Origin of the sequence: Nocardioides marinquilinus, assembly GCF_039543705.1 — a bacterium.
Taxonomy (GTDB): domain Bacteria; phylum Actinomycetota; class Actinomycetes; order Propionibacteriales; family Nocardioidaceae; genus Nocardioides; species Nocardioides marinquilinus.
Map to the genome: position 1 here is coordinate 485332 of NZ_BAABKG010000003.1, position 19281 is coordinate 504612.

Annotated in this window: 11 protein-coding genes; 9 read left to right on the plus strand and 2 right to left on the minus strand. The window is 73.2% G+C overall.

Features of this window, described 5'->3' with window-relative positions; translation table 11 throughout:
- The first annotated feature begins 182 nt into the window (after window positions 1-182).
- Together ABEA04_RS13455 and ABEA04_RS13460 are read left to right on the plus strand one after the other, a co-directional pair.
- Window positions 183-389 carry a hypothetical protein gene (locus tag ABEA04_RS13455; RefSeq protein WP_345459235.1) on the plus strand — a complete coding sequence of 69 codons (207 nt, stop codon included), beginning with the start codon at window positions 183-185 and terminating at the stop codon, window positions 387-389.
- Window positions 367-1191, plus strand: coding sequence for an N-acetylmuramoyl-L-alanine amidase (locus tag ABEA04_RS13460; protein WP_345459238.1), 825 nt, complete (start codon window positions 367-369; stop codon window positions 1189-1191). The genes ABEA04_RS13455 and ABEA04_RS13460 overlap by 23 nt, the downstream gene beginning before the upstream one ends.
- Window positions 1192-1502: 311 nt before the next feature.
- On the opposite strand, the gene glgP is transcribed toward ABEA04_RS13460, so the two are convergent.
- Complete coding sequence (gene glgP / locus ABEA04_RS13465; protein ID WP_345459241.1) at window positions 1503-4097, minus strand: alpha-glucan family phosphorylase; 2595 nt, start codon at window positions 4095-4097, stop codon at window positions 1503-1505.
- 105 nt (window positions 4098-4202) lie between these two features.
- Here glgP and ABEA04_RS13470 point away from each other — a divergent pair, with 105 nt between their 5' ends.
- The 7 genes from ABEA04_RS13470 (at window position 4203) to glgB (ending at window position 18387) form a co-directional block, all read left to right on the plus strand.
- Complete coding sequence (locus tag ABEA04_RS13470; protein ID WP_345459244.1) at window positions 4203-7718, plus strand: M36 family metallopeptidase; 3516 nt, start codon at window positions 4203-4205, stop codon at window positions 7716-7718.
- 90 nt (window positions 7719-7808) lie between these two features.
- A complete protein-coding gene (locus ABEA04_RS13475) occupies window positions 7809-8327 on the plus strand; it encodes a 2'-5' RNA ligase family protein (protein ID WP_345459247.1) in 519 nt (172 codons plus the stop codon).
- Window positions 8328-8411: 84 nt separating this feature from the next.
- The gene (locus tag ABEA04_RS13480; protein ID WP_345459250.1) at window positions 8412-10712 is read left to right on the plus strand and encodes a SpoIIE family protein phosphatase; all 2301 of its coding nucleotides are present in this window, start codon (window positions 8412-8414) and stop codon (window positions 10710-10712) included.
- A 59-nt stretch (window positions 10713-10771) separates the two neighbouring features.
- Window positions 10772-12781, plus strand: a complete 2010-nt coding sequence (locus ABEA04_RS13485; protein WP_345459253.1) for an alpha-1,4-glucan--maltose-1-phosphate maltosyltransferase — start codon at window positions 10772-10774, stop codon at window positions 12779-12781.
- Entirely contained in the window at window positions 12778-14556 is a 1779-nt protein-coding gene (treS, locus tag ABEA04_RS13490; RefSeq protein ID WP_345459256.1) for a maltose alpha-D-glucosyltransferase, read from the plus strand. Before ABEA04_RS13485 ends, treS begins: the two co-directional genes overlap by 4 nt.
- A 67-nt stretch (window positions 14557-14623) precedes the next feature.
- Window positions 14624-16048 carry a maltokinase N-terminal cap-like domain-containing protein gene (locus ABEA04_RS13495; RefSeq protein ID WP_345459259.1) on the plus strand — a complete coding sequence of 475 codons (1425 nt, stop codon included), beginning with the start codon at window positions 14624-14626 and terminating at the stop codon, window positions 16046-16048.
- Window positions 16045-18387 carry a 1,4-alpha-glucan branching protein GlgB gene (gene glgB, locus ABEA04_RS13500; RefSeq protein ID WP_345459262.1) on the plus strand — a complete coding sequence of 781 codons (2343 nt, stop codon included), beginning with the start codon at window positions 16045-16047 and terminating at the stop codon, window positions 18385-18387. The genes ABEA04_RS13495 and glgB overlap by 4 nt, the downstream gene beginning before the upstream one ends.
- Here the strand turns inward: glgB and ABEA04_RS13505 are convergent.
- Window positions 18359-19279, minus strand: coding sequence for an EamA family transporter (locus ABEA04_RS13505; RefSeq protein WP_345459265.1), 921 nt, complete (start codon window positions 19277-19279; stop codon window positions 18359-18361). The genes glgB and ABEA04_RS13505 overlap by 29 nt on opposite strands.
- Window positions 19280-19281 lie beyond the last annotated feature (2 nt).

Consider the following 19281-nt stretch of genomic DNA (forward strand, 5'->3'; position numbering starts at 1 on the left):
CCGGGTCTCGAGGCTCGGCCGTGGCCGGCCTCGCACCTCGACCATCGTCAGAGCGAACCCACGGTGGTCGAGACGGCCGGGCGATGGACGACGCGACCACACGGACCCTGAGCCTGTCGAAGGGCCCCGACGCAAGGGTTCTCCCCGACGCACCCCGCAGGGTGGTCGTGGTCGCATGGAGCATGCCTCCCGCCACCTTCTCCCCGGGCCGCCGCCGGGTGCTCGCCGGGCTCGGCGCCCTCGCCGCCGCGCCGGCCGTGCTCACCGTCGCCGGCACCGCAACGGGCACGGCCGCCCCCGCGGCCGCCGCCGACGACTTCGACTACGAGTGCATGGCCGACCTCGTCGAGACCGGGGAGGTGACCCGTGCGGATCTCGTGGCTCGGTGACGTCCTGCGCGGTGCCGGCCTCTCGGTGGTCGAGGAGGGTGACTGGCTCAACCGCAGCGCCGGCTCGACGTTCGAGCCGATCGGCGTGCTGTGGCACCACACGGCCGCGCCGTCGAGCTCGGCGAACCCCGCGCCCGCGCTCAACGTGTGCATCAACGGCCGCTCCGACCTGCCGGGACCGCTGTGCCACGCGCTGGTCGACTACTTCGGCGTCTTCCACCTGATCTCGGCCAACCGCGCCAACCACGCGGGCAACGCCCGGGCCAGCGGGCCCATCCCGGCGGGGTCGGGCAACACGATGCTGGTCGGCTGGGAGATCGACTACGCCGGCGACGGCGGGGGCGGTCAAGTGCAGGAGATGACCCAGGCGCAGTACGACGCCTCGGTCACCGCCACCGCGGCGGTGCTGAACCAGCTCGGCCGCGACGCGTCGTACGCCCGCGGCCACCGCGAGACCAGCACCACCGGCAAGATCGACCCGTCGTTCATCGACCTCGACTCGATGCGCGCCGACGTGGCCGCGGCGATGGGCGGCGGCAACCCGAACCCTCCGGCGGGCACGCCGCTGAAGGTGACGGTGGGCAACCTCAACGTGCGGCCCACCCCGGCCACCACCGGCGCGCCGGTGGGCACCCTGGCCAACGGCACCACCGTCTACGTGCAGTGCCAGGCGGTCGGCGAGGCGGTCACCATCGGCGGCAACACCAGCCACAACTGGGCCAAGATCACCTCGCCCGTCGCGGGCTACATCACCTGCCACTACGTGACCGGCGGACCCAACCTGAGCGTCCCGAGCTGCTGACCCGGCGCCTTGGCGCCCGCCTGCGGCCCCACCGTCCGCACCTCCCCCGAGCGGATGCCGTCCGCGACTGCCTCACCCTCGTCGTCACCTACCCGCCCTCCTACGGGCGGGTGAGTGGGTCGGAGGGTGAGGCAGTCGCCGTGGTGAGCGGGGACGGGGCAACCGCACGCGACCGCCCCACCACCGTTCCCACTCCCCCGCCTGACGGCGGCGGGTCGGTGGGGCGGACGGTGGGGCGGTCGCGGCGTGGCGGCCGGCGTTGACGTGCCGGCCGGTCTCGGGGGCCGCGAGGGCCGGGTGCGAGCCGGGGGTCAGGCGGTGGTGACGACGCCCAGCTCGGCGAACGAGGTCAGCAGGCCGTTGCTCGGGACGACGCGCACGGTGTAGCCGAACGGACCGCTGCGGTCGAGCGCGACCTCGCCGTCGAAGCAGTAGCGGCCGCCCTCGTAGGTCTCGCCGAGCCGCAGCGGCACCGCGGTGGTGTCGGTGAGGGTGTCGTCGGCGAGCGCGCGGCCGTGCACCAGCTGCACCTCGACGTCGTCGGGCGAGAGCGGGCCGAGCCCGACGAACGCGCGAACGGTCAGGGTGACCCCGACCTCGGCGGCGTCGCCGACGCCGGCGCTCTCGACGTGCTCGACGCGCACCTGCGGCCAGCCGGCCCTGACCCGCGCCTTCCACTGCGCGAGCTCGCGCGCACCGGCGTAGTCGGAGTTCAGCGCGCGGGCGTTGCCGGCCGCGGGCGTGTAGAGCTGGCGCGTGTAGTCGCGCACCATGCGGGTGGCCAGCACCTTCGGGCCGAGCGACTTCAGCGTGTGCCGCAGCATCTCGACCCAGCGGGTCGGGACGCCGTCGGCGTCGACGTCGTAGAAGCGCGGGGCGACCTCGCGCTCGATGAGGTCGTAGAGCGCGGCGGCCTCGAGGTCGTCACGCTTGTCGGGGTCGTCGAGACCGTCGGCCGAGGGGATCGCCCAGCCGTTCTCGCCGTCGTACCACTCGTCCCACCAGCCGTCGAGGATCGAGAGGTTGAGGCCGCCGTTGAGCGCCGCCTTCATGCCCGAGGTGCCGCACGCCTCGTAGGGACGCAGCGGGTTGTTGAGCCAGACGTCGCAGCCGGGGTAGAGCGGCTGGGCCATCGCGATGTCGTAGTTGGGCAGGAACACGATCCGGTGGCGCACGCCGGCCTCGTCGGCGAAGCGCACCATCTCCTGTATCAGCCGCTTGCCGCCCTCGTCGGCGGGGTGCGACTTGCCGGCGATGATCAGCTGCACCGGCCGCTCGGGGTGCAGCAGCAGGGCGCGCAGCCGCTCGGGGTCGCGCAGCATCAGGGTCAGCCGCTTGTACGACGGCACGCGCCGCGCGAAGCCGATGGTCAGCACGTCGGGGTCGAGCGCCTCGTCGATCCAGGCGAGCTCAGCGCGCGAGGCGCCGCGCTTGGTCCACGAGCGGGCCAGGCGCCGGCGGGCGTCGTCGACCAGCCGCTGCCGCAGCGTGCGCTTGACCGACCAGATCTCGCCCGCGGGCACCTTGTCGACGGCGGCCCAGAAGCCGTCGGTGTCGTCGCCGTCGGCGTCGGCGCCGTGGGAGGCCGCCAGCGCGAAGACCTCACGGGCCACCCAGGTGGGGGCGTGGACGCCGTTGGTGATCGAGCCGATCGGCACCTCGGCCTCGTCGAAGGCCGGCCACAGGCCGTTGAACATGCCGCGGCTGACCTCGCCGTGCAGCAGGCTGACGCCGTTGGCGCGCTGCGCGAGGCGGAAGCCCATGACGGCCATGTTGAACACGCTGGTGTCGCCACCGGCGTAGTCCTCGGTGCCGAGCGCGAGCACCCGCTCGGTGGGGACGCCGGGCGTGGCGCCGCCGTCGGTGGCGAGGTACTGCTCGACCAGCGACCGCGGGAAGCGGTCGATGCCGGCCGGCACCGGGGTGTGGGTGGTGAAGACGGTGGAGGCGCGGCCGACCTCGAGCGCGGTGTCGAAGTCGAGGCCGGGGCCGCCGTCGGCGACGGTGAGCTCACGGATGCGCTCGACGCCGAGGAAGCCGGCGTGGCCCTCGTTGGTGTGGAATACCTCGGGCTCGGGGGCGCCGGTGATGCGGCAGTAGGCGCGCAGCGCCCGCACGCCGCCGACGCCGAGCAGCAGCTCCTGGCGCAGCCGGTGCTCCGACGTCCCGCCGTAGAGGCGGTCGGTGACGTCGACGTAGTGGTCGGGGTTGCCCTCGACGTCGGTGTCGAGCATCAGCAGTGGCACGCGGCCGACGCTGGCCACCCAGATGCGGGCGACGAGGTCGGGGCCGTCGGGCAGCTGGATCGAGATGGTCGCGCGGGAGCCGTCGGCCTCGCGCAGCAGCGAGATCGGCAGCTCGTCGGGGTCGAGCACGGGGTAGGTCTCCTGCTGCCAGCCCTCGCGCGAGAGCGACTGCTTGAAGTAGCCGTGCCGGTAGAGCAGGCCGACGCCGACGATCGGGACGCCGAGGTCGCTGGCGGCCTTGAGGTGGTCGCCGGCGAGGATGCCGAGGCCGCCGGAGTACTGCGGCAGGACGGCGGTGATGCCGAACTCGGGCGAGAAGTAGGCCACCGTGCGCGGGCCGGAGCCGTCGCCCTGACGGGCCTGCTGCCGCTGGTACCAACGGTCGTGGGTCAGGTAGCGCTCGAGGTCGTCGCGGGCCACGCGCAGCCGCTCGAGGAAGCCCTCGTCGGCGGCGAGCTCGTCGAAGCGCTCGCGTCCGACGGCGCCGAGCAGGCGCACCGGGTCGCGACCGGTCGAGACCCACAGGTCGGGGTCGACCTCGGCGAAGACGTCCTGCGTCTCGGGGTGCCACGACCAGCGCAGGTTGTGCGCCAGCTCGCCCAGGGCGGTCAGCGCCGGGGGCAGCACGGGACGGACGGTGAAGCGACGGATGGCACGCACGGGAGGACGCTAGCGCCGTTTCTTGGATCGATCCAAGGATTCGGCCAACTGGGTTCACGCCGAGGGCGTGCGTAACGCCTCGCCGCACCGGCCGTTGTGGGGGCCATGACCTCCTCCCGGATCCGCCGGCGCCGCTCCCTCGCCGTCGCGACCGCTCTGCTCAGCGCCACGCTGCTGCCCGGCCTGAGCCAGCTGCCCGCCCTCGCCGACGACGCTCCTGCGGGCGCCGGCGACCCGGCGGCCTCGGCGGTGCCCGACCTCTCGACGACCTTCCGCGGCATCGGCGACGCCGTGCCCGGCCTCGCCCCCGTCGACGTCCGCGGCCGGGTGCTGCCCACCGCGGCGCAGCGCACGGCGGCGTCCCGGCTCGGCGCGGTCGACCTGCGCTGGAACCGGTTCGGCACGCCGTCCTCGATCCTCCCGGCGGACGGCGTCCTCGCCCCCGCCCGGGGCCAGGACCCGGTCGCCGCCGCCCGCCGCTGGGTGGCCGACAACGCCGGCGTCTTCGGCATCAGCCGTGACCAGGTGGCCGACATGCAGGCCATCGACCAGCCGCTCGTCGGCAGCGAGGGCCACGCGGTCTTCCTGCGGCAGCGCTTCGACGGGCTGCTGCCCGCCATCGGCAGCGCGGTGACCGTCGGCGTGGTCGACGACGAGATCGTCTACGCGTCCTCGTCGATCACCCGCAGCCGCGGCCGCGTGCCGGAGGCCACCCTCTCCCCGCTCGACGGCTGGCTCGCCGCCGCGGGCGACGTCGGGCTCGACGTCCCCGTCGCCGACCTGACCTCGGTCGTGCGCCAGGGCTGGACCCGCCTCACCTCCCCCGACCTGGCGCAGGAGCAGCAGGCCCGCCTGCGGGCCCTCGCCCTGGCCGACGGCTCGGTGCGGCCGGTGATCGAGGCCAACGTGGTCGACGTCGCCGGCGGCGAGTCGCTCGCCTACACCGTGCTCGTCGACGCCGTCGACGGCCGCGTGCTGCACCGCCAGAACAAGGTGCTCAACCACAGCGACGCGTTCTCCTCCCCGGTCACGACCCTGCCGCGGAGCGAGGGCACGACCCCGTTCACCGGCTCGATCACCCCGCCCGCCGGCTGCGGCCCGCGCCACGAGCTCGAGCTCACCGACGGCGCCACCCGCTCGATCACCGTGGTCGCCGCGATGGCCAACAGCCTCAACGACATCTCGGTCAACCTGCGCGACGACGAGGGCCAGGTGATCGCCTCGATGGACCTGGCCACCAGCCCCGAGGTGCTCACCTACGCACCGGGCGGCACCATCCCGGCCGGCACCTACCAGGCCGAGGTGTGCCCCTTCGAGGCGCCCACGGTGCCGTTCACGCCGCCGTACGACTACGTGATGACGGTGACCACCAGCGACAGCGAGACCACGGTGCCGGGCGCCGAGGCCTACAACCCGCGCTGGCGCTTCTTCACCGCCAACCCGACGCTCGACTCCCCCACCCAGACGCCCACCAACTCCGTGGTCGGCTGCTGGCTGCGCGCCTCGGGCTGCACGCTGCCCACCGGCCAGCTGAACAACGTCGCGGCGTTCGCGCCCTGGGACGTGCTGCCCGCCACCGGCGTCTCGACCAACACCACGGCCGGCAACAACGCACTGACCCGTGAGGCGTGGCTCAGCCCGCTCACGCCCGGCGGCCTCGGCCAGGCGCCCATCTCGCCGGTCGGCGACTACCGGCTGCCGTTCACCGACGCGTGGAACAACGAGCGCTGCAACCCCGCCCAGCTCGTGCCGGGCGGCAACGACATCAACTTCGCGGTCGGCGACCTGTTCGTCTCGCACAACCGCATGCACGACTACTCCTACTACCTCGGCTTCACCGAGCGCCGCTACAACCTGCAGCTCGACAACGTCGCCCGCGGCGGCGTCGACGGCGACCCCGAGATCGGCAACGCGCAGGCCGGTGCCATCGGCGGCCTCCAGTCGGGCCTGGGCCGCGACAACGCCAACCAGATCGCGCTGCAGGACGGCATCCCCGGCATCACCAACCAGTACCTGTTCCAGCCCATCGCCGGCGCCTTCTACGCCCCGTGCACCGACGGCGGCCTCGACATGGGCATCGTCGGTCACGAGTACACCCACGCCATCAGCAACCGCATGGTCGGCGGGCCCGACGAGGGCCTGACCAGCGAGCAGGGCGGCGCCATGGGCGAGGCGTGGAGCGACCAGGTCGCGGGCGAGTACATGTTCAGCCACGGCTACAGCAACGGCGGCAACGTGTGGGCGATCGGCGCCTACGCCACCGGCAACCTGCAGACCGCCATCCGTGACTACGCGATCGACAAGAACCCGCTGAACTACTCCGACTACGGCTTCGACACCACCGGGCCCGAGGTGCACGCCGACGGCGAGATCTGGAACGGCACCCAGTGGGAGGTGCGCCAGGCGCTCGTCCGCAAGTACGAGAAGCGCTACCCCTACCGCGACCGCAAGGTGCAGCTCGAGTGCGCCCAGGCCAGCGCCATCAAGGGCGTGCTGCGGCCCTACAAGTGCCCGGGCAACCGCCGCTGGGTGCAGCTGGTCTTCGACTCCTTCCTGCTCCAGCAGGGCGCCACGAGCATGCTCGACGCCCGCGACGCGATGATCGCCGCCGACCGCATGCGCTTCGGCGGCGCCAACCGCACCACGCTGTGGGACGCCTTCGCCCGCCGCGGCATGGGCGTCGGCGCCAAGGTCAAGGACGGCGAGGACACCAACCCGGTGCCCAGCTTCACCTCGGTGGGCGGCCAGGGCCGCAACACCCGGGTCACCTTCGCCGCCGCCCCCGGCCAGGTCTTCGTGGGCGACTACGAGGCCCGGGCCACGCCGGTCGCCGACACCTTCGGCAGCACCAAGCGGCGCGCGACGGCGTCGTTCACCCCCGGCACCTACGACATGCTCTACGTCGGCCGCACCCACGGCGCCATGCGCTTCCAGCTCGTCGTCCAGCCCGGCCAGCGGGCCAAGACGGTGCGGGTGCGCACCACCGAGAACCTGGCCGGGGCCAAGACGGGCGCGAAGGTGCTGCGGGCCCCCGCCGGCTCCCGCGACCCGCAGCAGCTCATCGACGGCACCGAGAACGGCGGCTGGGGCGTGGCCACCGAGGGTGACGTCGACGCCGTCAAGCCGTCCATCGACGTCGACCTCGCCGGCGGCGTCCGCACCGTGCGCACCGTCTCGGTGAGCGCCATGCTGCGCCCGGCCACCGGCACCAACGCCGACGCCGGCTCGCGGTTCACCGCGCTGCGGAAGTTCGCCATCTCGGCCTGCACCAGCGCGTGCGGCTCGGCCGAGGCCACCTGGAAGCGCGTCTTCGTCTCGCCCGACAACGCCTTCCCGGCCAAGCGGCCGCGGCCGGTCGCGCCCGACCTGATCATGCGGGCCTTCCGCATCCCGGCCACGAAGGCGGCCGCGCTGCGGCTGACGGTGCTCGAGAACCAGTGCACCGGCTACGCCGGCTACGCGGGCGACCAGGACGACGACCCGCTCAACGTCACCGACTGCAAGGCCGGCTCCGACCGCGGCACGATCGCCAACGTCGCCGAGCTGCAGGCCTTCTCCTCCGAGATCGGCAGCTGGCGCTCGTCGTTCGGCATCCAGAGCCCGCAGCGGTCGTTCCGCTGATCGGCCACTGACCAGCCCGGGCCCCCGGACAGGGCTCGGCGCCTCGGGGACCACCCGCGGGTCCACCTCCGCCTCGCTACCGTCGCGGAGGTGGACCCGCTCGTGGTGACGCTCGTGCTCGACGCGGCCACCACCGCGCGCCTCGACGCCGAGCGCCGGGCCCTCTTCCCGCCCGGGCGCACCGCCGTCGGGGCGCACCTGACCCTGTTCCACGCCGTCCCGGGCGAGCGCACGGCGCAGGTGCTCGCCGACGTCGCCGAGCAGGCCCGGCGTCCGCCGTTCGACGTGGAGGTGACCGGTGTCGTGCGGTTCACCCGCGGCGTGGCCTACCGGGTGGCGTCGTCCCAGCTGGTGGGCCTGCACCGCGAGCTGCAGCGCGCCTGGCGCGCCGACCTCACCGCCCAGGACCGTCGCCGGCTGCAGCCGCACGTGACGGTGCAGAACAAGACCACCCCCGAGGACGCCGCCGCCACGGCCGCGCGGCTGAGCGCCGCCTTCGCGCCCTCCTCGGCCCGCGCCGAGGCGCTCGCGGTGTGGCGCTACGTCGGCGGGCCGTGGCAGCCCGTCGAGCGCTTCGCCTTCCACCCGGGAACCACCCGCCCGGGCTGAACTGGTGCGCCCAGGGGTGCTGCGCGGAGGGCCTCCGGCGTGCTGGACTTCCACCATTGCGCCGGCGACGAAACGGAGGGTCCGGTGACCACCCCCTTCGAGCCGGTCGACCCGGCCGCCGACGCAGTCCCGTCTCGTCCCGAGCTCGCCCACGTCATCGGCGACGCCCCGGCCGCCGTGCTGGTCGTCGACCTCGGCTCGCAGCAGGTGCTGCACGCCAACGAGGTGGCCGCCGAGCTCGCGCCCGAGCTGACGCTGCCGGTCGCCGTCGACGCCTGGTCGGACGTCGCGGTGCTGCACGACCTCGACGGATCGCGCCTCTCGGGCACCGCGCACCCGCTCTCGCGGCTCGCCCGCCGCGAACCGGTCGAGGGCCAGGCCGTCTCGGCCGAGCGCCGCAGTGCGCTGGGCGCGGCCCGCGAGACGCTGTGGGTCGTCGGCGTCCCGATGACCGGCGCGCCGGCGCTGGAGGACCACGCGCTCGTGGTGTTCCTGCCCATCCGCGAGCACGAGGCGGCGCGCGCCATCGAGGCGCTGCGCGAGATCGACGCGACGGTGCTCGAGGACCCCGACGACCCGCGCCACACCTTCTACCAGCGCGCCGTGCTCGCCACGGGTCTGTCGTTCACGGTCGCCGACGCCACGAGCGACGACCTCGAGCTGGTGTGGGTCAACCCGGCCTTCACCGCCACGACGGGCTACTCGTTCGACGAGGCCGTCGGGCGCAACTGCCGCTTCCTGCAGGGGCCCGGCTCGGCGCCGGCGTCGACCGCCCGCATGCGGCAGGCGCTGCGCGACGGCGCGGCCATCACCGAGACGCTGCTGAACTACCGCAAGGACGGCCTGGCGTTCTGGAACCAGGTCACGATGAGCCCGATCTTCGACGGTCGCGGCGAGGTCACCCACTTCGTCGGCGTGCAGACCGACGTCAGCGGACGCATCGAGGCCGACCGGGCCCGCGACGACGCCCTCGACGCGGCCGAGCAGGCCCGCAACCAGGCCGTGCAGGCCCAGGACCGGCTGCAGCTGCTCACCGACGCCGCCGACCAGCTGAGCGACCAGCTGAACCCCGACGAGCTGCAGCACCGGCTCACCGAGATCCTCACGCCCGGGTGGGCCGACCTCGTCGCCGTCCTGCACCTCGACCGCGCGGCCGAGCACACCTCCGCGGTGGTGCGCCACTCCGACGACGCCCAGCAGGGCGACGCCGAGCACTGGGCCGCCGGCGCCGCCGCGGCGCTCACGTCGGGCGCCGAGCTCGACGCCGCCTTCGGCCTCGGCTCGGCCTCGCTGCTGCTCGACCTCACCGGGCCCGCGCCGCGCCAGGGCGAGGACGCACCGGCCTCCCTCGGCGCCATCACCGACGGCCTGGCCGAGCTCGGCATGGCCTCGGCCGGCGTGGTCGGCGTCCGGGGTCGGCGCGGCGGCGGCGTGGGCGACCTGCTCGTGCTGGGTCGGGGCGACGACCTGCCGGCCTTCGACAGCAGTGACATGGCCCTGGCCGGCGACCTCGGACGACGGGCCGGCCTGCTGCTCGAGAACGCCCGGCTCTACCAGGAGCAGCGCCACATCGCCGAGACGCTGCAGCGCAGCCTGCTGCCGCAGCTGACCGACCTGCCCGGCATCACCGTGGCCTCGCGCTACCTGCCCGGCAGCACCGCCGAGATCGGCGGCGACTTCTTCGACGTCTTCACCCTGCCCGACGGCGCGGTCACGCTCGTGGTGGGCGACGTCGTCGGTCACGACATCTACGCCGCGGCCGCCATGGGGCACCTCAAGGGGCTGATCTCGGCCGTCGCGCACGACCCGTCGCTGCGGCCGGCCGCCATCATCGAGCGCGTCGACCAGCTGCTGCTGGCCCAGCGCGTCGACACCCTCGCCACGATCCTCGTCGCCCAGCTGTGGCGCTCGGAGTCCGACTCGATGGCCCGCACCTCGGGCCCCGGCGAGCGCTCCGGCGTCTGGCAGGTGACCTGGGCGAGTGCGGGCCACCCCCCGCTGCTACTGCGTCACCCCGACCGCACCGTGCAGACCCTCGAGCTGGGTCGCGGACGCCGCTCGATGCTCGGCGTCGACGCCACCGGGCACCACCTCGCGCCGCGCCTCGACAGCCACGTCACCGTGCCCGACGGGTCGACCCTGGTCGCCTACACCGACGGCCTCATCGTGCGGCGCGGCGGCGAGGCCGTCGACACCGCGCTCGACCGGCTCGCCGAGGTGCTGGCCGAGGCGCCCGACGACCTCGAGCAGATGTGCGACCGCATCGTGCACGGCGCCGAGTCCGAGGCGCAGGACGCCGGGCTCGACCCCCGCGAGGACGACACCGCGCTCGTCGTCCTGCGCGTCGACAGCCAGGGCGGCGACCAGCACCCGGACCGGCGCTGAGTCCGCCTCACCCAGGGCGAGGTTGCATCGCCTTGGCGCGACCCGCAAGGGTGGCGGACATGGTCGGACGCATCCCCGTAGTCGATGTGACGCCCGTGGTGGACCTCGGGCGGCTGCCCGCCAAGGCGACCGTCGGCGAGCCCTTCCCCGTCTCCGCGACGATCTTCCGCGAGGGACACGACAGGCTCGGCGCCGAGGTGGTGCTGGTCTCGCCCACGGGCGAGCGACACCCGCCGGTGAGGCTGGAGAAGCTCGACGAGCCGGTCGACCGGCACCGCGCCTGGGTCACCCCCGACGCCGTCGGCGCCTGGACCTTCGAGGTGCACGCCTGGTCCGACCCCGTGGCCACCTGGAAGCACGCCGCCGGCATCAAGGTGCCGGCCGGCCTCGACGTCGAGCTGATGTTCACCGAGGGCCGGCTGCTGCTCGAGCGGGTGCGCGCCGGCCTCGACGCCACCGGCACCGACGCCGACGCGCGCGCCGTCCTCGACGGCGCGATCGCGGCGGCCGACGACCGCACGCGGCCCGCCGAGGCCCGGCTCGCGCAGCTGCTCTCCGACGAGGTGGGCGAGGTGCTCACCGCGCACCCGCTGCGCGACCTGCTCACCATCGAGGGCCCCTACCGGGTCTTCGCCGACCGCGAGCGCGCGCTGTTCGGCAGCTGGTACGAGTTCTTCCCGCGCTCCGAGGGCGCCACCGTCGACCCCGAGACCGGCGCGGTCACCAGTGGCACGTTCCGCACCGCCGCCGAGCGGCTCGACGCCGTCGCCGCGATGGGCTTCGACGTCATCTACCTGCCTCCGATCCACCCGATCGGCGAGGTGAACCGCAAGGGCCCGAACAACACCCTCACCCCCGGCCCCGACGACCCCGGCTCGCCGTGGGCCATCGGCAGCAAGGACGGCGGCCACGACGCCGTCCACCCCGACCTCGGCACGCTCGAGGACTTCGACGCCTTCGTCGAGCGGGCCAACGGGCTCGGCCTCGAGGTGGCCCTCGACCTCGCGCTGCAGGCCGCGCCCGACCACCCGTGGGTCACCAGCCACCCCGAGTGGTTCACCACCCGCGCCGACGGCACCATCGCCTACGCCGAGAACCCGCCGAAGAAGTACCAGGACATCTACCCGGTCAACTTCGACAACGACCCCGCCGGCATCTGCCGCGAGGTGCTGCGCGTGGTCAAGCACTGGATGCGCCACGGCGTGCGGGTCTTCCGCGTCGACAACCCCCACACCAAGCCGGTCGCCTTCTGGCAGTGGCTGCTGGGCGAGGTGCGGCGCACCGACCCCGACGTCGTCTTCCTCTCCGAGGCCTTCACCAAGCCGCCGATGATGCACGCCCTCGGCGCCGTCGGGTTCCACCAGAGCTACACCTACTTCACCTGGCGCACCGCGGCCTGGGAGCTCGCGGCCTACCTGCGCGAGGTGAGCTCGGAGTCCGACCACACCATGCGGCCGAACTTCTTCGTCAACACCCCCGACATCCTCCACGAGTACCTGCAGTACGGCGGCCCGGCGGCCTTCAAGATCCGCGCCGTGCTGGCCGCGCTGACCGTGCCCAGCTGGGGCGTCTACGCCGGCTACGAGCTCTACGAGCACGTGGCCGTGCGCCCGGGCAGCGAGGAGTACCTCGACTCGGAGAAGTACCAGGTGCGGGTGCGCGACTGGGACGCCGCCGAGGCCGAGGGGCGCTCGCTCGCGCCCTACATCACCACGCTCAACCACCTGCGCCGCGAGCACGTGGCCCTGCAGCGGCTGCGCAACATCACGATCCACCACGCCGACGACGAGAACTTCCTCGTCTTCTCCAAGCGTGCGGCCCTTCGACAGGCTCAGGGACCGTCGGACCAGGACGACGTCGTCCTCGTCGTGGTCAACCTCGACCCGCACGCCGCCCGCGAGACCACCGTCCACCTCGACATGCCCGCCCTCGGGCTCGAGTGGGGCGACCAGTTCGTCGTCCACGACGAGATCACCGGGGCCGAGTTCACCTGGGGCGAGCACGACTACGTGCGCCTCGACCCCTTCCACGAGCCCGCGCACGTGCTGACCGTCCGGAGGCCCGCATGAGCCAGCAGACCCCCGACACGACCGAGCCCACCGCGAGGACCGCGAAGGCCGAGCGCAGCGTCGCGATCAGCGAGCAGCCCGACTGGTTCAAGACGGCCGTCTTCTACGAGGTGATGGTCCGCAGCTTCCGCGACTCCAACGGCGACGGCACCGGCGACTTCCGCGGCCTCACCGAGAAGCTCGACTACCTGCAGTGGCTGGGCGTCGACTGCCTCTGGGTGCCGCCGTTCTTCTCCTCGCCGCTGCGCGACGGCGGCTACGACGTCGCCGACTACACCGACATCCTCCCCGAGGCCGGCACCGTCGAGGACTTCCACCAGTTCCTCGACGAGGCGCACGCCCGCGGCATCCGGGTGATCATCGACTTCGTCGCCAACCACACCAGCGACCAGCACCCGTGGTTCCAGGCCAGCCGCAGCGACCCCGACGGCCCCTACGGCGACTTCTACGTCTGGTCCGACACCGACGAGAAGTACGCCGACGCGCGCATCATCTTCGTCGACACCGAGCCGTCGAACTGGACCTGGGACCCGGTGCGCCAGCAGTACTTCTGGCACCGGTTCTTCAGCCACCAGCCCGACCTCAACTACGAGAACCCGAAGGTCCACGACGCGATCATCGAGGCGCTGTCGTTCTGGTTCGACATGGGCCTCGACGGCTTCCGGCTGGACGCCGTCCCCTACCTCTACGTGCGCGAGGGCACCAACGGCGAGAACCTGCCCGAGACGCACGACTTCCTCAAGAAGGTGCGCTCCTACGTCGACGAGCACTACCCGGGCAAGATCCTGCTCGCCGAGGCCAACCAGTGGCCGGCCGACGTCGTCGACTACTTCGGCGACTTCGAGAGCGGTGGCGACGAGTGCCACATGTGCTTCCACTTCCCGGTGATGCCGCGCATCTTCATGGCGGTGCGGCGCGAGTCGCGCTTCCCGATCTCGGAGATCCTCGAGCAGACGCCGCCGATCCCCCACAACTGCCAGTGGGGCATCTTCCTGCGCAACCACGACGAGCTGACGCTCGAGATGGTCAGCGACGAGGACCGCGACTACATGTGGGGCGAGTACGCCAAGGACCCGCGCATGAAGGCCAACATCGGCATCCGCCGCCGCCTCGCGCCGCTGCTCGACAACGACGTCAACCAGATCGAGCTGTTCACCGCGCTGCTGCTCTCGCTGCCCGGCTCGCCCGTCCTCTACTACGGCGACGAGATCGGCATGGGCGACAACATCTGGCTCGGCGACCGCGACGGCGTCCGCACCCCGATGCAGTGGACGCCCGACCGCAACGCCGGGTTCTCCTCCGCCACCCCCGGCAAGCTGTTCCTGCCGGCCATCCAGGACCCCGTCTACGGCTACCAGAGCGTCAACGTCGAGGCGCAGCTGGAGAACCCGTCGTCCCTGCTGCACTGGACCCGGCGGATGATCCACGCCCGGCGCCAGCACTCGGCGTTCGGCCTGGGCTCCTTCCACGACCTCGGCGGGTCGAACTCCTCGGTGCTCAGCTACGCCCGCGAGCACGACCCGGCCCCCGGCGAGGACGGCGCCCCCGGCCCCGACCGCGACGTGATCGTCTGCGTCAACAACCTGTCCCGGTTCCCGCAGCCGGTCGAGCTGGACCTGCGGCGCTTCGAGGGGATGGTGCCCGTCGAGATGCTCGGCGGCGTCCGGTTCCCCCGCATCGGCGAGCTGCCCTACCTGCTGACCCTCAGCGGCTACGGCTTCTACTGGTTCCGGCTCGTCGCCGACGACCACCACGACGAGGGGCCCCTCCTGTGAGCGCCCCCCGCCCGCGCCCGGCTCCCCCGCCGCGCTCCTCCGCGACCACGACCTGGGGGACCCCCACATGACAGACCCGAACGAGTCCACCCCGCGCGAGGCCATCGCGCCCTACCTGGCCAAGACCCGGTGGTTCGGGGGCAAGGGCCGCGACTTCGAGGTCGGCGAGGTGCGACGGGTCGCCACCCTCGGTGACGGCGACCCGTGGGTCGACGTCCTCGTGGTCGAGCTGCGCTACGCCGACGGCGACGTCGAGCACTACCAGGTGCCGCTGACCCTCTACACCGACCCCGAGCGCCGCCTCGACCACGCCTTCCTGGGCTGGTGGGAGGACGCCGAGCGCGGCTGGGTGCACGCCTACGACGCGCTGCACGACCGCGAGGCCACCCGGCTGTGGCTGCTGGGGTTCGTGGCGGCCCGCGAGGCCGACAGCGGTGCAGGCGGGACCGCCGAGGTCGGCGGGCTGACGTTCCACCGGCTGCCGGGCTACGACCTCGACGTCGAGGCGGTCGGCTCGCTGTTCAGCGGCGAGCAGTCGAACTCCTCGGTGCTCTTCGGCGAGGACTCCATCCTCAAGCTGTTCCGCAAGGTCACGCCGGGCGCCAACCCCGACGTCACCGTCCACGACGTGCTGACCCGCGCGGGCTCGACGCACGTCGCCCACCTCTACGGCTGGGTCGCGGCCGGCGAGGGCGCCGACGAGGTGCACCTCGGCATGCTGCAGCAGTTCCTGCGCACCGCCACCGACGGCTGGGACCTCGCGCTGTCGAGCATCCGCGACCTGTACGCCGACCCCGAGATGGCGGCCCGCGAGGCCGGCGGCGACTTCTCCGGCGAGGCCGGACGGCTCGGCGAGGCGCTGCGCGAGGTGCACGACACGCTGCGCGCCGAGCTGCCGGTCGACACCTCGTCCGCACCGTCGCCGGCGGCCGTCGCAGCCGCCATGAACCGCCGTCTGGACGCCGCCCTCGGCGTCGTCGAGGGCCTCGGCGCCCACGCCGAGACGCTGCGCTCGGTCTACGACGCGCTCGCCCGGCTCGACCACCTCGAGGTGCAGACCGTGCACGGCGACCTGCACCTCGGGCAGACGCTGCGCACGGCCCTGGGCTGGAAGATCGTCGACTTCGAGGGCGAGCCGGCCAAGACGCTCGCCGAGCGGCTCGAGCCCGACTCCCCCTGGCGCGACGTCGCCGGCATGCTGCGCTCCTTCGACTACGCCCCACACGTCGTCGAGCAGCAGCAGGCCGACTGGACGCAGTCAGACGACGAGTCGCTGGACGAGCGCCGGGCCCGCGGCCTGGAGTGGGCCGAGCGCAACCAGCGCTACTTCCTCGCCGCCTACGCCGGCGGCGACCTCAGTGACGAGCAGGACCTGCTCGTGCACGCCTACCTGGCCGACAAGGCCGTCTACGAGGCCGTCTACGAGGCCCGCAACCGACCCGACTGGGTCGGCATCCCCCTCGCGGGCGTGGCCCGGATCGGAGCCCGATGAGCACTCCCGCCACCCCCGGCCAGCCCGGCACGCCCACCAGCACCGGCGAGCCCACCAGCACCGGCGAGCCCACCAGCACCGGCACGCCCGCCCCCGCCGAGACCCCCGCGCCGCGGCCGATGGACGTGCCGCGCGGCGAGCTCGACCAGGTCGTGCGCGGCGAGCACGGCCACCCGCACGCCGTCCTCGGACCGCACGCGCACGACGGGACCGACGGGACCGAGGGGCCCCAGGTCACCTGGCGGGTGCTCAAGCCGCTGGCCGAGCGGGTCGCCGTCCGCTTCGGCGACGACGAGGTGACGCTCGAGCACGAGCACGGCGGCATCTGGGCCGGCGCGGCCGCCCTGCCCGACGTGCCCGACTACCGCGTGGTCGTCGACTACGGCCAGGGCGAGCTGGTGCTCGACGACCCCTACCGCTTCCTGCCCACGCTGGGCGAGGTCGACCTGCACCTGGTCAACGAGGGCCGCCACGAGAACCTGTGGCAGGTGCTCGGCGCCCGCGTGCACCACTACGACGACCCGTGGGGCGGCACCGTCTCCGGCACCTCGTTCGCGGTGTGGGCGCCGTCCGCTCGGGCCGTGCGGGTCAAGGGCGACTTCAACTCCTGGGACGGGCGCGAGCACCCCATGCGGCAGCTCGGACGCTCCGGTGTCTGGGAGCTGTTCGTCCCCGACGTCGGCACCGGCACCGCCTACAAGTACGCCGTCCTCGGCGCCGACGACCAGTGGCGCGAGAAGGCCGACCCGATGGCCTCCCACGCCGAGGTGGCCCCGGCGACGTCGTCGCGGGTCTTCGAGTCGACCCACCGCTGGAACGACGACGACTGGATGGCGCGCCGCGCCGAGCGCTCCCCGGTCGCCGAGCCGATGTCGGTCTACGAGCTGCACCTCGGCTCGTGGAAGCGCCACCCCGGCGGCGGGTTCTGGTCCTACGACGAGCTCGTCGACGACCTCGTGCCCTACGTGGCCGACCTCGGCTTCACCCACGTCGAGCTGATGCCGGTGATGCAGCACCCGTTCGGCGGGTCGTGGGGCTACCACGTGACCTCGTACTTCGCCCCCGACTCCCGCTTCGGCGACCCCGACGGGTTCAAGCGGCTCGTCGACGCCTTCCACCGGGCCGGCGTCGGCGTCATCCTCGACTGGGTGCCCGGTCACTTCGCCACCGACGAGTGGGCGCTGGTGCGCTTCGACGGCACGCCGCTCTACGAGGACCCCAACCCCCAGCGCGGCTGGCACCGCGAGTGGGGCAGCCACATCTTCAACTTCGGCCGGCGCGAGGTGCGCAACTTCCTCTACGCCAACGCGCTCTACTGGCTCGAGGAGTTCCACGCCGACGGCCTGCGCGTCGACGGCGTCGCCTCGATGCTCTACCTCGACTACGCGCGCGAGGAGGGCGAGTGGACGCCGAACGTGCACGGCGGGCGCGAGAACCTCGAGGCCGTGCAGTTCCTGCAGGAGATGAACGCCACCGTCTACAAGCGGGTGCCGGGCATCTGCACCATCGCCGAGGAGTCGACGTCGTGGCCCGGCGTCACCGGCCCGACGTCCGGCGGCGGTCTGGGCTTCGGCTTCAAGTGGAACATGGGCTGGATGCACGACACGCTCGACTACCTCGCGCGCGAGCCGGTGCACCGCCAGTGGCACCACCACGACCTGACGTTCGCGATCACCTACGCGTTCACCGAGAACTTCGTGCTGCCGCTGAGCCACGACGAGGTCGTGCACGGCAAGGGCTCGCTGCTGCGCAAGATGCCGGGCGACCGGTGGCAGCAGCTGGCCACGCTGCGCGCCTACTACGCCTTCATGTGGGCCCACCCCGGCAAGCAGCTGCTGTTCATGGGCGGTGAGATCGGCCAGGAGTCGGAATGGGCCGAGTCGCGCGAGCTTGACTGGTGGCTGCTTGCGCACCCCGAGCACCGCGGTCTGGCCGACCTGGTGCGCGACCTCAACGCGGTCTACCGCGCGACACCGGCCGCCTGGTCGCTCGACGCCTCGGCCGCGGGGTTCGAGTGGGTCGACGCCGACGACGCCGGGCGCAACACGTACTCGTTCGTGCGGCGGGCCGGTGACGCTGCCGGCGGTGGTGCCGACGAGCCCGATCTGGTGTGCGTGAGCAACTTCGCCGCTGTCCCCCACGACGGCTACCGCGTCGGCCTGCCGTCGGCGGGGCTGTGGACCGAGGTGCTCAACACCGACGCCGGCACCTACGGCGGCTCGGGCGTGGGCAACCTCGGCTCGGTGCTGGCCGTCGAGGGCGAGCACGGCGGCATGCCGGCGCACGCCGACATGGTGGTGCCGCCGCTGGCTACGGTCTGGCTGCGCAAGCAGCGGTAGCGGGCTCCACGACGGCCGCCGCGTCGAGCCCCGTGGGCCTGCGCGGCGGCCGCAGCGCGACGAGCACGCCGAGCACCATGACGACCCCGCCGGTGGCCTCGGCGGCGTTCGGCACCTCGTCGAGCAGCAGCGCCGCCGAGAGCATCGCGACGACGGGGGCGAGCAGCACCCACGGCACCACCGCTGCCGAGGCGTTGCGGCCCAGCAGCGTGGTGAAGACGCCGTAGCCGACCAGCGAGGCCAGCACCACGGTGTAGGCGGTCGAGGCCGCCGCGGCCCAGCCGAAGGCGGCGAGGCCGTCGGCGACGGCGTCCGGTCCGTCGACCAGCAACGAGAGCGCCAGCAGCGGCACCGGGACGACGACCGCCGACCACACCGTGAGCGCGACGCCGCCGCGCGCGCCCGAGGCGCGGGCGAGCACGTTGCCGCAGCCCCACGACAGCGCCCCGAGCAGGCACAGCACCAGCGCGGCGAGCGGGACGTCGCCCCCGCGGCCCGCGCCGACCACGACCAGCCCGGCGGTGCCGAGGCCGACACCGGCCAGCTGGGCCGCGGTGGGTCGCTCGCGCAGCACGCCGGCGGCGATGGCGACGGTGAACAGCACCTGCGCCTGCAGCACGAGGGCGGCCAGGCCGGGCGGGAGGCCGGCGTCCATGGCGACGTAGAGGAAGCCGAACTGGCCGAGCGACATGAACGCGCCGACGCCCGCCAGGGTGCGCCACGGCAGGTCGGGGCGCGGCAACAGGAACACCGCCGGCACCACGACGAGCGTGAACCGGATCGCGGCGAACAGCAGCGGCGGCACGCCCGTCATCCCCCAGTCGATGACGACGAAGTTGAAGCCCCAGATCGAGGCCACGAGGGCGGCGAGGAGGCAGTCGCGGCGGCTCACGG

Excerpts from the sequence above, each read along its gene's own strand:
- ABEA04_RS13455 (WP_345459235.1), top strand. The coding sequence starts at position 183 with ATGCCTCCCGCCACCTTCTCCCCGGGCCGCCGCCGGGTGCTCGCCGGG.
- ABEA04_RS13470 (WP_345459244.1), top strand. The coding sequence starts at position 4,203 with ATGACCTCCTCCCGGATCCGCCGGCGCCGCTCCCTCGCCGTCGCGACC.
- ABEA04_RS13485 (WP_345459253.1), top strand. The coding sequence starts at position 10,772 with ATGGTCGGACGCATCCCCGTAGTCGATGTGACGCCCGTGGTGGACCTC.
- treS (WP_345459256.1), top strand. The coding sequence starts at position 12,778 with ATGAGCCAGCAGACCCCCGACACGACCGAGCCCACCGCGAGGACCGCG.
- ABEA04_RS13495 (WP_345459259.1), top strand. The coding sequence starts at position 14,624 with ATGACAGACCCGAACGAGTCCACCCCGCGCGAGGCCATCGCGCCCTAC.
- glgB (WP_345459262.1), top strand. The coding sequence starts at position 16,045 with ATGAGCACTCCCGCCACCCCCGGCCAGCCCGGCACGCCCACCAGCACC.